The organism is Salegentibacter sp. BLCTC, assembly GCF_015143665.1.
Classification (GTDB): Bacteria; Bacteroidota; Bacteroidia; order Flavobacteriales; family Flavobacteriaceae; genus Salegentibacter; species Salegentibacter maritimus.
In genome coordinates, this window is sequence record NZ_WYEW01000007.1 from 176,660 (window position 1) to 191,231 (window position 14,572).

Annotated in this window: 10 protein-coding genes; 3 read left to right on the plus strand and 7 right to left on the minus strand. The window is 38.3% G+C overall.

The genetic code is table 11. From position 1 onward, the window contains the following. Positions 1-5: 5 nt before the first annotated feature. Genes nrfD through GUB10_RS10435 form a run of 3 tightly spaced genes read right to left on the minus strand, consistent with a single transcriptional unit; the run spans position 6 to position 6,323 of the window. Positions 6-1,814 (minus strand): NrfD/PsrC family molybdoenzyme membrane anchor subunit, encoded by a 1,809-nt coding sequence (gene nrfD, locus GUB10_RS10425; RefSeq protein ID WP_193711392.1) that lies wholly within the window; start codon positions 1,812-1,814, stop codon positions 6-8. 31 nt (positions 1,815-1,845) lie between these two features. Then, entirely contained in the window at positions 1,846-4,911 is a 3,066-nt protein-coding gene (locus tag GUB10_RS10430) for a TAT-variant-translocated molybdopterin oxidoreductase (RefSeq protein ID WP_193711393.1), read from the minus strand. Positions 4,912-4,964: 53 nt separating this feature from the next. Then, positions 4,965-6,323 carry a cytochrome c3 family protein gene (locus tag GUB10_RS10435; protein ID WP_193711394.1) on the minus strand — a complete coding sequence of 453 codons (1,359 nt, stop codon included), beginning with the start codon at positions 6,321-6,323 and terminating at the stop codon, positions 4,965-4,967. 222 nt (positions 6,324-6,545) lie between these two features. Here GUB10_RS10435 and GUB10_RS10440 point away from each other — a divergent pair, with 222 nt between their 5' ends. Next, on the plus strand, positions 6,546-6,935 hold the full coding sequence (locus GUB10_RS10440) for an SPOR domain-containing protein (RefSeq protein ID WP_193711395.1): 390 nt from the start codon (positions 6,546-6,548) through the stop codon (positions 6,933-6,935). An 82-nt stretch (positions 6,936-7,017) separates the two neighbouring features. On the opposite strand, the gene infB is transcribed toward GUB10_RS10440, so the two are convergent. From infB to rimP, 3 genes are read right to left on the minus strand one after another with little or no spacing between them, the layout of a single operon-like run. After that, entirely contained in the window at positions 7,018-9,795 is a 2,778-nt protein-coding gene (gene infB, locus GUB10_RS10445; RefSeq protein ID WP_193711396.1) for a translation initiation factor IF-2, read from the minus strand. Between the two features lie 55 nt (positions 9,796-9,850). Continuing rightward, positions 9,851-11,083, minus strand: a complete 1,233-nt coding sequence (gene nusA / locus GUB10_RS10450; protein WP_193711397.1) for a transcription termination factor NusA — start codon at positions 11,081-11,083, stop codon at positions 9,851-9,853. 13 nt (positions 11,084-11,096) lie between these two features. Beyond that, positions 11,097-11,558, minus strand: a complete 462-nt coding sequence (rimP, locus tag GUB10_RS10455) for a ribosome assembly cofactor RimP (protein ID WP_193711398.1) — start codon at positions 11,556-11,558, stop codon at positions 11,097-11,099. A gap of 159 nt (positions 11,559-11,717) precedes the next feature. Between rimP and GUB10_RS10460 the strand changes: the two genes are divergently transcribed. Further along, a complete protein-coding gene (locus GUB10_RS10460) occupies positions 11,718-12,548 on the plus strand; it encodes a universal stress protein (RefSeq protein WP_193711399.1) in 831 nt (276 codons plus the stop codon). Here GUB10_RS10460 and GUB10_RS10465 read toward each other — a convergent pair. Beyond that, positions 12,545-14,068 (minus strand): hypothetical protein, encoded by a 1,524-nt coding sequence (locus tag GUB10_RS10465; protein WP_193711400.1) that lies wholly within the window; start codon positions 14,066-14,068, stop codon positions 12,545-12,547. The genes GUB10_RS10460 and GUB10_RS10465 overlap by 4 nt on opposite strands. A gap of 182 nt (positions 14,069-14,250) precedes the next feature. On the opposite strand from GUB10_RS10465, the gene GUB10_RS10470 reads away from it, so the two are divergent. Further along, a complete protein-coding gene (locus tag GUB10_RS10470; RefSeq protein ID WP_193711401.1) occupies positions 14,251-14,460 on the plus strand; it encodes a hypothetical protein in 210 nt (69 codons plus the stop codon). Positions 14,461-14,572: the final 112 nt, after the last annotated feature.

The window sequence follows — 14,572 nt, forward strand, 5'->3', positions numbered from 1 at the left end:
CTTAATTACTTATTTTTTAGTTCAGTTGCCTGTGCTACCCAGTCTCCTCTCATAGAAGCATTAGGGAAGTTCTCTATTACTTCATCAAGCAATTCAAAATCGTCTTTGGCAAGTTTACTTACCTGAACATAGGTATAAAGCCCTAATTGATGCAAACGTTGTTCAAGGAAAGGACCTACTGCTTTTAGTTTTTGTAAGTTATCTGCAGTTTGATTCTCAGGATTAAAAGAACCTGTTCTACCTAACATTGCATCTATTCTGTCTTTTTGTACTTCAGTAAGTACTAAAGCATCAGCATTTACGGTATCATTATGCTCAGTATTACCTTCTGCATTAGTCGAATCGCCATTTTCAATTTTCTTATCAAGCTTGGTAGCGATATTTTTCTTAGGCTCACCAACATTAACCGGAGTATAGTGCTTTACATCGTCTCCGTGCTCAGATCTTAGTTTCTTATACTTATCTCCAGAAGATTTAAGTATGGTTTTAACCTCTGCCTGTGCAATAACCGGGAAAGATCTTGCATACAAAAGAAACAACACAAAAAAGAATCCTATTGTTCCAATAAAAATACCAATATCAACAAAAGTTGGAGAGAACATTGTCCATGAAGATGGAAGGTAATCACGATGTAGTGAAGTAACAATAATCACAAAACGCTCAAACCACATTCCAATATTCACAACAATAGAGATAAAAAACGAGAACATGATACTGGTTCGCAATTTCTTAAACCACATAAACTGCGGAGAAAATACATTACAGGTCATCATGGCCCAATATGCCCATGCATAAGGCCCGGTTGCTCTGTTAAGAAAAGCATATTGTTCATATTCTACACCAGAGTACCAGGCTATAACCAGCTCTGTAATATAAGCTACCCCAACAATAGAACCTGTAATCATAATTACAATGTTCATCAATTCAATATGTTGTACGGTAATATAATCTTCAAGATTAGACACCTTTCTCATTATTATAAGAAGAGTATTCACCATAGCAAACCCGGAGAATACCGCTCCTGCAACGAAATAAGGAGGAAAGATAGTGGTATGCCAACCAGGAATTACCGATGTAGCAAAGTCAAAAGATACAATAGTATGCACCGAAAGTACTAAAGGCGTTGCCAAACCGGCAAGAACCAAAGAAACTTCCTCAAAACGCTGCCAATCTTTTGCACGTCCACTCCATCCAAAACTTAAAATTCCGTAGATCTTTTTATTGAAAGGAGTAATTGCACGGTCACGAATCATTGCGAAATCAGGTAGCAATCCTGTCCACCAGAAAACTAATGAAACAGAAAGATAGGTTGAAATAGCAAATACATCCCAAAGCAGGGGTGAGTTAAAGTTTACCCACAAAGAACCAAATTGGTTTGGAATTGGAAGTACCCAATAAGCCAACCAGGGTCTTCCCATGTGAATTAAAGGGAACAAACCGGCCTGCATCACAGAGAAGATAGTCATCGCCTCTGCAGAACGGTTAATTGCCATTCTCCATTTTTGCCTAAACAACAATAGTACAGCAGAGATTAGCGTACCGGCGTGCCCAATACCTACCCACCAAACAAAGTTGGTAATATCCCAGGCCCAGCCAACAGTTTTGTTAAGTCCCCAGGTTCCAATACCTGTGGAAATAGTATAAATTATACAACCTACACCCCAAAGAAAGGCAATAAGGGCAATTGAAAAGACAATCCACCAGGATTTATTCGCCCTTCCTTCTACCGGTGCCGCCACATCCACAGTAACATCGTGGTAGGTCTTATCCCCGGTAACTAAAGGCTTTCGTATAGGTGCTTCGTAATGAGACATATCCTTATTAATTGATTTCTTTATTAATTTATTAAGCTTCTGTGGTATTTCTAATTTTCGTCTGGTACATCACATTTGGCTTTGTACCTAAATATTCCAATAAATGATACATTCTATCATCTTCCTTCTTATCTCTAATCACAGCACCTTCATTGTTAATATCACCAAATGTCATAGCCCCCTTATCACAAGCTGCAGAACAAGCAGTTTGGAATTCACCATCTTCAACTTCACGTCCTTCACGTTTAGCATCAAGAATGGTCTTTTGAGTTTTCTGGATACACATAGAACACTTCTCCATAACCCCTCTAGAACGCACAGTTACATCAGGATTAATAACCATTCTACCAAGATCGTTGTTCATATGATAGTCAAACTCCTCATTTTCGGCATAGTTAAACCAGTTAAAACGGCGTACCTTATAAGGGCAGTTGTTTGCACAATATCTAGTACCCACACAACGGTTATAAATCATTTGATTTTGCCCCTGTCTTCCGTGAGAAGTTGCCGCAACAGGACATACAGTTTCACACGGAGCGTGATTACAGTGCTGGCACATTACAGGCTGGAATATCACCTGAGGATTATCTGCAGGCTCCTCCAACTCCCCAAATTCAGATAACGAACTACCTAAACCAGATATATTCTCTTTCTTATCTAAATCGTCTATAAAACTATCTTCAGAAGAATAATACCTATCAATACGCAACCAATGCATATCCCGGGAACGTCTAACTTCACTCTTCCCTACAACCGGAACATTATTTTCTGCATGACAGGCTATAACACACGCACCACAACCGGTACAAGCATTAAGATCTATCGAGAGATTAAAATGATGACCAACACTACGATCAAAACTATCCCACATGTCAACTTCAGGAGAAGTTACAGGCTTTTCAACGTGATCTAACGAAACCTGCGGAACAACATTCCATTCCTTTGCATCTTTCGTATTAAAAATCTCTAAAGTAGTTTCTTTAATAATATCTCCACGCCCCATTAAAGTACTATGAAGCTGAACACAAGCAAATTCATGAATTCCAGGAGCTTTCTCAATGCTTACAGATTGAACTGCGCTTAAGTTTTTATATAAAGAATAGGCATTTACACCTACCTGCATTTCCTTTTGTATTGCAGCTTTCTTTCCATAGCCAAGAGCAAGTCCTACCGAACCTTTAGCCTGACCAGGCTGAATCATCACAGGCACATTTTTAACTACAATACCGTCTAAAGTTACATTAGCGTAACTTCCATTTAAGCCACCATTAGCTACATTCTCATTCTCAAGCCCCATTGCATCTGCATCGGCTTTTGAAACAGTAAGGTAGTTATCCCAGGAAGCCCTTGTTAACGGATCTGGCATTTCTTGCAACCACGGGTTGTTGGCTTGCTGCCCATCACCCATAGAAGGCTTAGTGTAAAGCGTTAACTCAATTCCACTAGCCTCAGAATCACTAGAAAGCTCACTTACAGCTCTAGAAATATCTACAGATTCAGATTGCGAAACCACTGCTTCAACAGGAGAATTAGCTTTAAAAACACCATCGTGCAACGCAGTATTCCAGGAAGAAATACTACCGCTCCAGGTTTCTTTTATATACTCGTGATAAGATTTATCATTTCCAGACCATTTTAACAAACAATCCTGAAACTGCCTTGTATCAAATAATGGTCTAATAGTAGGCTGCATCAAAGCAAAATCTGAAGCAGTATACTGGATATCCTGCCAACTCTCTAAATAATGAGGAGTTGCCGCCACAAATTTACAAAGCTCAGCGGTTTCATCAGGTTTCATACTAAAAGCTAAAGAAACATCCACACCAGCTAATGCCTCAGTGAATTCCTTAGCGTTCGGCAAAGAATAAGCCGGGTTTACACCCGCCATCAATACCGCTCCAACAGCACCAGACTTCATATCTTCAACTGCCTGCATCACCTCTTCAGCATCACCCTGACGAATCATACGAGGATTATCAGTATTCATCACACGGCTTCCAAGCGCCTCGTTAATAGCCAGCACTATAGCCTGAGCATTCACGTCTGGAATACCAGAAACAACTACAGCCCCACTTCCAGCTTTTCTCAATTGACTGGCCGCTTTCACAACAGCATCATCTATTTTGGCCGGTAAATTACTGGTAGAAGAACTTCCAGAAACATAACCATATAAAGCTGCCAACACAGCTTTTTGCTGCGAAGGGGTAACAGGGTAACGCTTATCAGCATTCGCACCTGTTAAACTCATATTAGATTCAAATTGAATATGCCTTGACATCTTACCATTCTCAGGAATACGCCCTTTTGCATATCCAGCATCATAACCACCCCCCTGCCAATCACCAAGGAAATCAGCACCAACAGAAACAATGGTTTCCGCTTTAGAAAAATCATAATTCGGTAATGCACGCATCCCAAATTTAGCCTGATAAGCATTCAAAGCATCACTTTCAGAAACAGTGTCATAAACTACATGACGTACATTAGGATACTTTTCCGAAAATTCATTAATCAATTTTGTAGTTGAAGGACTTGCAAAAGTTTGAGTTAACAACAAGATATCTCCAGAAACATTATCAAGAGCAGATCCGACCTGGCGATCAAACTCCTCCCAAGACACATTCTTCCCTTCAATCATTGGGCGTCTAACCCTATTAGAATCATACATTGACAATACCGAAGCCTGTACACGGGCATTCACCCCTCCTTTAGCTTTCGACAAGTCATTATTTTCAATTTTTATAGGCCTACCTTCCCTTGTTTTTACTAACACACTCGCAAAATCAAAACCATCTGCAATTGTAGAGGCATAGTAATTAGCAACCCCGGGAACAATACGCTCCGGCTGCACAACGTAAGGTATAGATTTAATAACAGGCCCTTCACATGCAGCCAGTGAAGCTGCTGCCGTACTAAACCCAACATATTTCAAGAAATCCCTTCGTGAGGTTTTTGAACTCTCAAGCGAATCTTTATCCCCAAGGAATTCATTAACCGGAATTTCTTCAGCAAATTCTTTTTGTTGGAGCGTCTCAACAACAGAGCTGTTTTCATTTAGCTCTTCAACACTTTTCCAGTATTTTTTGTTTGATGACATATATATCTAGATATTAACTTCTTTATTAACCCCGAACAACCGGGAAAAAATTTTTAGTAATGGCATTTAGCACATTCAAGACCTCCCATTTGAGCAACAGTAAGTTCTTCTACACCGTATTTTTTAGATAACTCTTCGTGAATTTTCTCGTAATACTCATTGCCTTCCATTCTAACTTTGGTATCACGATGACACTCTATACACCAACCCATAGTTAGCGGCGCATCCTGATAAACCACTTCCATCTCCTCGATAGGACCGTGACATTTTTGACATTGTATTCCACCAACAGTCACGTGTTGTGAGTGATTAAAGTAAGCAAAGTCTGGCAAATTATGAATTCTAACCCATTTCACAGGCTTTTCTTCCCCTGTATAATCTTGCTCAGCAGGATCCCAACCAACAGCATCATACAGCTTAGCTATTTCGCCATCATAAAACTCCTTTGAATACTCAGCAGTAGCAGTCTCTGGAGAAACCTCTGAGATAGTCACATGGCAATTCATACACACATTTAAAGATGGGATTCCAGCATTTTTAGAGGTTCTAGCCGATGAATGACAATACTTACAATCAATCTGGTTATCCCCAGCATGTATCTTATGAGAATAATGAATAGGCTGAATTGGCTGATACCCCTGATCTATTCCAACCTGCATAAAGAAACCATAAGCAAACCATCCAATTACCAGCAAGCCAAAAACAGCACTCACCAGAACCAGAAATTGGTTCTCAACAAAAGACTTCCAAATTGGCTTCCCTTTTGTTTTTTCTGGAATCACAACCCCACTTGCCTGAGCAAAGTTCCTTAGCGTCCTGTTTACCAAAAACAACACAGTAAGCAACATTATCAAAACAAAAACCAGGATACCTAAAATAACATCTACCGAAACACCACCACCTGAAGACTGCCCTCCAGCACTTTCAGCACCAGCCTGCGCAGCTTTAGGCTCCGGCTTAGGCTGCTCTACATAAGCAAGTATATCATCAATATCTGCATCTGACAGTTGAGGGAACGCCGGCATAGCCGTTTGATTATACTCTTCGTATATCGCAACAGCCTCATCATCTCCTGAAGCGATTAACTCCTGACTGTTCTTAATCCACCGGTACAACCAATCCATATCCCTCTTTTCGGTAATCCCATGAAGGGCCGGACCAATAGAAGCAGAGTAAGGCTTGTGACATGCTGCACAAAGTGAATTAAACAGGGATTTCCCATTCGCGGGATCCCCAAGGTCTGACATAGCAGACGAATCTCCTGAAGATTCATCAGTTTGCTCCTGGCCTTCAGAAGAAGCCTCTTGTGTAGCTTCCTCCTGTGCAATTCCCAAAACACTGAATGAGATAAAAAATGCTACACTTAAGAGCAATAGTCGCGAAGTTGAATGGCGGTATTTCACCTTTTTCATATTATAAGTTGAATTAACGTCTTAACTTTGGTACGATTTTTAAAGGCTCAAGCCTTAATAATATTAACATTTCGCACCTTTAAATTCGGCAACAAAAGTAATACTTAAAGTCGATTTTAGGAATGTTACATAAGTGTTAATCGGTAATTTATACTAGTTCTAAATAATAAAACACATCTTGTTTAAGTTATTAAATTATACTTTTGCCATAAATAAATAAATATGAGAAAATTAAGCTTAAACAAACTTCTATTAAGTTGTTTTGTCTCAGGCATTTCTTTGCTAAATTTAACAGCACAAGAGGGCCAGGTGAATATTACTGAAGACAACAAAATAACTAAACTCTTAGAGCTAAAATCTGAAATGAGCAGTGCTAATGAAATTGGAGACCGCTATAAAATCCAACTTTTCTATGGCAATAATGGCGAAGCTAATGAAGTGATTAAAGAGTATCGCAGCAAATTTGAATATCCTTCTATTATAGCCTATGAAGCCCCCAACTACAAAGTATGGGTTGGAAATTTCAGAAACAGGCTGGAAGCAGACAGGGCCCTTTTAAAAATAAAAGAAAATTTTCCCTCTGCATTTATACCAAAACCCAGAAGAAAATAAGCCAACAAACCAGGTTTCAACAAAACCAGATATAAAAAAAGCGGCTCAAAGCCGCTTTTTTTATTAAAGATTAAAACCAAGTTTATCTCAGTTTCTTTTTAACCTCTACTTCTCGGAAGGATTCTACTACATCTCCTTCTTTAATATCATTGTAATTCTTAATCTGAAGACCACAATCGTATCCTTTAGAAACTTCTTTCACATCATCCTTAAAGCGCTTCAAAGAAGCAAGCTCCCCGGTATAAATAACAACACCATCTCTAATTAAGCGTACACCAGAGTTTCTATAGATTTTCCCTGAAGTAACCATACATCCTGCGATGGTTCCAACCTTAGAAATTTTAAAAGTCTCTCTAATCTCTGCCGTACCCGTAATCTCTTCTTTCAGCTCTGGAGAAAGCATTCCTTCCATCGCATCTTTTAGATCATTAATAGCATCGTATATAATAGAATAAGTTCTGATATCAATTTCTTCCTTATCAGCTACCTGCCTTGCGTTTCCGGCCGGACGAACATTAAACCCAATGATTACCGCATCTGATGCCGAAGCAAGCAACACATCACTTTCTGTGATAGCCCCAACTCCCTTATGGATTATATTCACCTGAATTTCTTCAGTAGATAATTTAAGGAAACTATCGGTTAAAGCTTCTACAGAACCATCAACATCACCTTTAAGGATAATATTAAGCTCTTTAAAGTCACCTAAAGCAATCCTACGTCCAATTTCATCAAGTGTAATGTGACGCTGAGTCCTAACAGTTTGCTCACGCTGCAACTGAGTTCGTTTAGCTGCGATATCCTTAGCCTCACGCTCATCTGTCATCACCTTAAACTTATCTCCTGCCTGAGGCGCACCATCCAGACCCAAAATAGAGACTGGTGTTGAAGGTCCTGCCTCCTTCACCTCATGACCACGCTCATCGTGCATAGCTTTCACCTTACCGCTGTGGCGACCTGCCAATACATAATCACCAATTTTTAGAGTACCTGCCTGCACAAGAATAGTAGCTACATATCCCCTTCCTTTATCAAGGAAGGCTTCCACTACAGTACCAGTGGCTATTTTATTAGGGTTAGCTTTTAACTCAAGGATCTCAGATTCCAATAAAACCTTCTCCAAAAGATCTTCAACCCCCATTCCTGTTTTAGCTGATATATCGTGAGACTGAACTTTACCACCCCAATCTTCCACGAGCAAGTTCATACTTGCCAGCTTTTCTTTAATCTTCTCTGGATTCGCCGTAGGCAAATCAGCCTTATTAATTGCAAAAACAATAGGAACACCTGCAGCCTGGGCATGTGAAATAGCCTCTTTGGTTTGCGGCATCACATCATCATCGGCAGCAATAACAATAATTGCTATATCAGTCACCTGAGCTCCACGCGCACGCATTGCCGTAAAGGCTTCGTGCCCCGGAGTATCCAGGAAAGTCATTTTTTGACCATTCTTAAGCTTTACACCATAAGCTCCAATATGCTGTGTTATACCACCGCTTTCCCCTGCAATAACATTTTCTTTACGAATATGATCTAACAAAGATGTCTTACCGTGGTCTACGTGCCCCATTACAGTAACAATTGGCGCCCTAGTTTCAAGATCTTCCGGGTTCTCAGGAACCTCTTCTACAACCTCATCAATATCTGCTGTTACAAAGTCAACTTCATAACCAAATTCATCTGCCACAATAGAAAGGGTCTCAGCATCTAAACGCTGATTCATCGTTACCATCATTCCAAGAGACATACAAGCCGAAATTACTTTCGTTACCGGCACATCCATCATCGTAGCAACTTCACTAACGGTTACAAATTCTGTAACCTTTAAAGTTTTACTATCTGTCTCCTGCTGAGCAAGATCATCTTCTGAACGTTGACGGTGTTGATCCCTTTTATCTCTTCTATATTTAGCTCCCTTACCCTTACCGGATTTACCCTGAAGTTTTTCAAGGGTCTCACGAACCTGCTTTTGCACTTCTTCTTCGCTAGGCTCTTCTTTAGCAATAGGTTTAGATCTTTTCCTTGGATTTTTCTTACCTCCCTGGTGAGCCCCTCCGGGCTTCACATCTTTACTAATTCTACGCCTACGTTTCTTGCGCTTATCTTTTTCCTTTTTATCCTCGGCAGCCTTCTTGTCATCTTTTTTCTTTTCCGGCTTTTTAAATTGAGAAAGGTCAATTTTCTTCCCGGTAAAATTAGGCCCATCAAGCTTAGTGTAATTGGTCTTATGAGTGGTAGACTCAACCTCTTTTACTTCTTCCTTTTCAGAAGATCCGGCTTCGGTCTTCCCAGGCGCCTGAGGCTTTTGCTCTTCTTTAGGAGAGGTTTCTTCTTTTGGTTTTACAGCATCAGACTTATCTTTCCTGACTTCTGCTTTCTTAACTTCAGGGGTTTTGGCTTCAGGCTTCTTGGCTTCCTTGGGCTGTTCAGGCTGCACTGGCTTTGGCTTTTCTTCTTCTTTTTTAGCTTTTGGCTTTGGCTTAGGCTCCAAGTCAATCTTGCCTACTTTTTTCGGACCAGCCAATTTTGTTCTTGAAGAAACTTCTGTTTCTTCTTTACGCCGCTCATCTTCTTTCTTCTCCTCGGCCTTGCGCTTTTCTTCAAGCTCTTTTTCTCTTGCTAAACGCAATTCTTCCTTCTCCTTTCTCTTTTCTTCACCCACCTCTTTAGACTCAACTTTCTTGGATTTGTCGGTCTCAAATTCATCAGAAAGCACCTGATAAACTTCGGATGAGATTTTAGTAGTAGGACGTGCTTCTATATCGTGACCTTTAGAATTTAAAAATTCTACAGCCCGGTCTAACGAAATATTGAATTCACGTAATACTTTGTTTAGTCGCATTGTTTTTGCTTCAGCCATAAATTGCCCTCTAAATTAACCTCTTTTAATTATTTATATTCTAATGAATATTTTACTACTCCTCAAATTCTTCTCTTAAAACCTTCACCACTTCACGAATGGTTTCTTCTTCTAAGTCGGTAAGCCTAATAAGGTCTTCCAATTCCTGTTCCAAAACACTTTTCGCAGTGTCCAGTCCAACTCTTGAAAACTCCTTAATCACCCAACTTTCAATTTCATCAGAGAATTCTTTTAACTCTACATCTTCTTCAACTCCTTCTCTGAAAACATCTATTTCATAACCGGTTAGCTGCCCGGCCAATCTAATATTATGCCCTCCACGACCAATAGCTTTAGACACCTCTTCAGGCTTAAGCATTACCTCAGCGGTTTTATTTTCTTCATCTAGTTTAATAGATGTTATTTTCGCAGGACTTAAAGCCCTGGTAATATACAATTGGTCATTATTGGTGAAATTAATCACATCTATATTCTCATTCCCCAGTTCACGCACAATACTATGAATTCTAGATCCTTTCATCCCTACACAAGCTCCAACCGGATCTATTCTATCATCATAAGTATCTACCGCCACTTTTGCCTTTTCACCAGGGACACGAACTACATTCTGTATAGTGATTAAGCCATCAAATACCTCAGGGATTTCCTGTTCAAACAATTTCTCAAGAAAAACCGGAGCGGTACGCGAAAGTATAATGGTTGGCTTATTTCCTTTAAGCTCAACGCTTTCTATTATTCCTTTAACATTATCTCCTTTTCTGAAAAAATCTGAAGGAATTTGCCGGTCTTTTGGTAAAACAATCTCATTCCCATCGTCGTCTAACAAGATAATCGCCCTATGCCTAATATGGTGAACCTCTGCAGTGTATATCTCACCTTCAAGCTCTTTAAAATGCTTAAAAATATTAGTGTTATCATGTTCGTGAATTTTAGAAATAAGGTTTTGCCTTAAAGCTAAAATAGCACGACGCCCTAAATCTACAAGTTTCACTTCTTCTGAAACGTCCTCTCCAACTTCAAAATCAGGCTCAATTTTCCTGGCCTCGGTAAGAGAAATTTCCTGATTAGGATCCTCTACCTCTCCATCGGCAACCACAACCCTATTTCTCCAAATCTCGAGATCTCCTTTATCTGGGTTTACAATAATATCAAAATTATCGTCTTCACCATACTTTTTCTTCAATGCACTTCTAAACACATCTTCAAGGATGGCCATAAGCGTTACACGATCTATCAATTTGTCATCCTTAAACTCCGAAAATGACTCAATCAAGGCGATATTTTCCATATCAATTTTGAGGTTAAAATGTTATCATGACTTTAGCACTGGTAATTTCAGAATAAGGCAAAACCAACTCTTTTTGAACGGTATGTTTTCCTTTTCCTACAGGTTTTGGCTCTCTGGCTTTCCAGTTAAGCTTAATCCCATTCTGATCTACTTCAGTTAAAGTCGCTTCAATTTTTTCGTTATTGGTAGTCACCTCTAGCTTTCTGCCAAGGTTTTTCCGATACTGCCGCTCCAGGTGTAAAGGCTCAGAAACTCCCGCCGAGCTAACTTCCAAAGAAAAATCTTCTTCATCCCTGTCTAGATTATGCTCAACCTTTCGGCTTACTGCTATACAATCGTTAACAGAAACGCCATTATCACCATCTATTACTACAGAAATCTTGTTGTCTTTAGAGACATTAAGGTCTATTAAAAATAATGAATTATTTTCCTGAAAAGCTTCCTTCAACAAATTTTCTACTTTATCCTGCAACATAGCTTATAAAAAGAGGGGACTTTATGTCCCCTCGCTGTACTTTTTTAGTTTCAACGCTGCAAATATAATAATAATTTCAGAGAAAGAAAACCAGACTTTAAATGAAATTTTATTCTTAACTTTAATAAAGCAATCATTTTTAATCTCTTAGAAACATTTATGAAAAAGATCCTCGTTCCAACCGACTTCTCGGATACCGCTGAATATGCCTTGAAAATTGCCGCTCAATTGGCAAAAAAGCACCATAGTGAAATCTATCTTTTACATATGCTAGAGCTACCTATGCAGCTTATAGACCCTGTAGGTAGCGGCAATAACCAAAATTTACCGGAATCGTTGTTTTTTATGAAGTTAGCCCACCAACGATTTGCCAAGCTAATGGCCAAACCTTTTTTAAAAGATATAAAAGTTCACGAAACGGTAATGTTTCACCAGGCTTTTGATGGTATTATGGAAGTAAGCGAAGAATATAAGTGTGATATTATTATAATGGGTTCCCACGGCGCAAGCGGATTTAAAGAAATGTTTATTGGGAGCAATACAGAAAAGGTGGTTCGCTCTTCTAAAATCCCTGTTCTTGTTATAAAAAACGAACACGAAAAGTTTGAAATACAAAACTTTATTTTTGCTACCGATGCAGACACTTACAGCCGAAGCACCCTGGAAGCCGCTTACGATTTTGCAATATTGGCCGAAGCTAAATTTCACATACTTTTTATAAACACTCCTAATAATTTTATTACAAGTAACGAAGTTAGGAAGCGAATAGAAAACTTCGTTTCAGGCACCAGGGTAAAGGACTACAAAATACATATTTACAACGATATAAGTGTAGAGAAAGGAATCCTAAATTTTGCTTTAAAAAAACCAAAAACCTTAATTGGAATTGGCACTCATGGCCGCAAAGGTTTGGCCCATTTTTTTAATGGCAGCATTAGCGAAGATTTGGTAAATCACGCAAACATGCCTGTGCTAACTCTCAAAATTTAGATAAAAGATTTTAAAGCACCATTTCTAATATTTTTCCACAAATAATTCCAAAAAGACCTGGTTTGATACCGTTGGGTTTTAATATCTCTCTGCTCTTTCTCTGCTGAAGTAGCCTTGTTATTAACAATTAGATTTGCTAAAGCAGAAAGGAGCTTATTTTTTTCTTTTCCGTCTTCCCGAAGCACCTCAACTTTAAAATCGTTGTAAATCAATTTCATATCACCTGTGGCACTTTTATTATCTCCCACGAAATTAAACCGCATATTGTTAATTCCCCCCTGCGCCTTTACGTTTAAAGCCGGCTGTAAAAATTTATTAATCCCTTCACTTGAGATATTATCTAACTGCCCAGAAATTGCAAATGCATCTACAGCACTGGAAATATCAAAATTCCAGTTTACAGTAAGATTAGCCTCTCCCATAAATTGAGTTTTCACATCAATAACTGTTTCAGGAAAATCATTTGCATCCATCCCCATATTGGTAATATTATAAATACTGGCATCTAAATTTTTAAAACTAACCTTGCCAGCACCCCTTTTTGCCCTTACCAATTCTTCATATTCTACATTCAAATTCCGCACTTTAACAGTATCAAGTTTTAATTTAAAAGGCAACTCCCTAATCATTTTACTATACATAGGTTTCCGCCGGGTATCATCCTCAATTCGTTTATCGCGATAAATTTTTATATCGCTATCTTCTATTACAAGTTTATCACTAAGAAGGCTTAGAGAATCATTTTTAAGGTTCCAGTTAAAAGAATGAAAAGTAAATTCATTCAAAATTAAATTGAACCTATCCTTCTCATACGGAATTTGCTGTTGAAATTCCTGCTTACTATATAGAGGCTTAATCCTTAATTTACCAAAATTAAGCGAGTCTCCCTGCATTTCTATTTTCTCTACAAAAAGGTCATGTTCTTCATTAAGATTAAAGAATAAACTATCTGAGACCAACTGAAGGGATTCATAATCAAAAGGAAGCCCCGTTTTTAAAGATTTTCTATCTACGCTCACACCACTCATTTCAAGTGATGTGATGCGAGAAAAAAACTGCTCCTTAAGCGAATTTTCCTTAGTCATTTTAAAGCTACCATCAACAATCTTCAGGGATTTAATAAGCAATTGCTGTTTTACCGAACGTCCTTCCTCCAAACTATCTTCTTCTTTCCCGCTAATTGCGTCTGTAAAAATTGTTACTTCGGGCTTTATAATTTCTAAGCTAGTAACTTCTACATTTTTATTGCTTAGGTACTCCAGAATATCCACGCCCTCTATTCGCACCTCCCTGGCAGTGATTATTACTTCTTCATCGCGATAAACCGCCTTGTTTAAGGAAACACTTCTACTCAGCATACTCGCATTCAAGTCCTTATAATTAAAGGTAGCTTTTTTAAGACTTTCTTCTAGTGATGTTTTTATTTTATGCTCTATAAATAAATTACCTCCAATAATAATGGCCAGGAACATTAAAAGAACACTACTAACACCAAGAACTATTTTAAACCTTTTCTTCAAATTATCATTTTTTTATAATTGAAATTTACAATTTCAAAACACGCAGCGTCCCTGTTTAAGAGTTTTTAACTTAAAAATTTAACCCCAAAGTTTTCTTTGCGTTAAATTTTAGTAAAAGGCCATAAACATCAAATTTTCAATGGTTTTTGATTGTATATTTGCTCTTCAATCCAGTAAAACTCATGATTTTAAAACTAAGCATCAAAGTAATATTTATAGCCGTAGAAATATTTCTGGCGGTGTACAGCTTTACGCTTAGCGATAGTCTGCTTATTAAATTTTTATTTTTTGCAGTAACAGCAGTAATTATAGCTTTTTCTCTAACTAAAATAACTAATAAATTACTCCCTTTGGATAAGGATTATATTTCTTCTGAAGAAAAAAATAATTAGAGCATTTCGGTTATTGCCGATTAAAAAGTTTTTAAATAAATTAGTTGTTTTTCAGGCCACTCCCATTACTACTAACATAAAGCTTTTGCTGAATTAGAATCTAAAGCCTGGA

Bases quoted from the DNA above. Each gene is read 5' to 3' on its own strand.
- nrfD (WP_193711392.1), bottom strand. From the start codon at position 1,814: ATGTCTCATTACGAAGCACCTATACGAAAGCCTTTAGTTACCGGGGAT.
- GUB10_RS10430 (WP_193711393.1), bottom strand. From the start codon at position 4,911: ATGTCATCAAACAAAAAATACTGGAAAAGTGTTGAAGAGCTAAATGAA.
- GUB10_RS10435 (WP_193711394.1), bottom strand. From the start codon at position 6,323: ATGAAAAAGGTGAAATACCGCCATTCAACTTCGCGACTATTGCTCTTA.
- GUB10_RS10440 (WP_193711395.1), top strand. From the start codon at position 6,546: ATGAGAAAATTAAGCTTAAACAAACTTCTATTAAGTTGTTTTGTCTCA.
- infB (WP_193711396.1), bottom strand. From the start codon at position 9,795: ATGGCTGAAGCAAAAACAATGCGACTAAACAAAGTATTACGTGAATTC.
- nusA (WP_193711397.1), bottom strand. From the start codon at position 11,083: ATGGAAAATATCGCCTTGATTGAGTCATTTTCGGAGTTTAAGGATGAC.
- rimP (WP_193711398.1), bottom strand. From the start codon at position 11,558: ATGTTGCAGGATAAAGTAGAAAATTTGTTGAAGGAAGCTTTTCAGGAA.
- GUB10_RS10460 (WP_193711399.1), top strand. From the start codon at position 11,718: ATGAAAAAGATCCTCGTTCCAACCGACTTCTCGGATACCGCTGAATAT.
- GUB10_RS10470 (WP_193711401.1), top strand. From the start codon at position 14,251: ATGATTTTAAAACTAAGCATCAAAGTAATATTTATAGCCGTAGAAATA.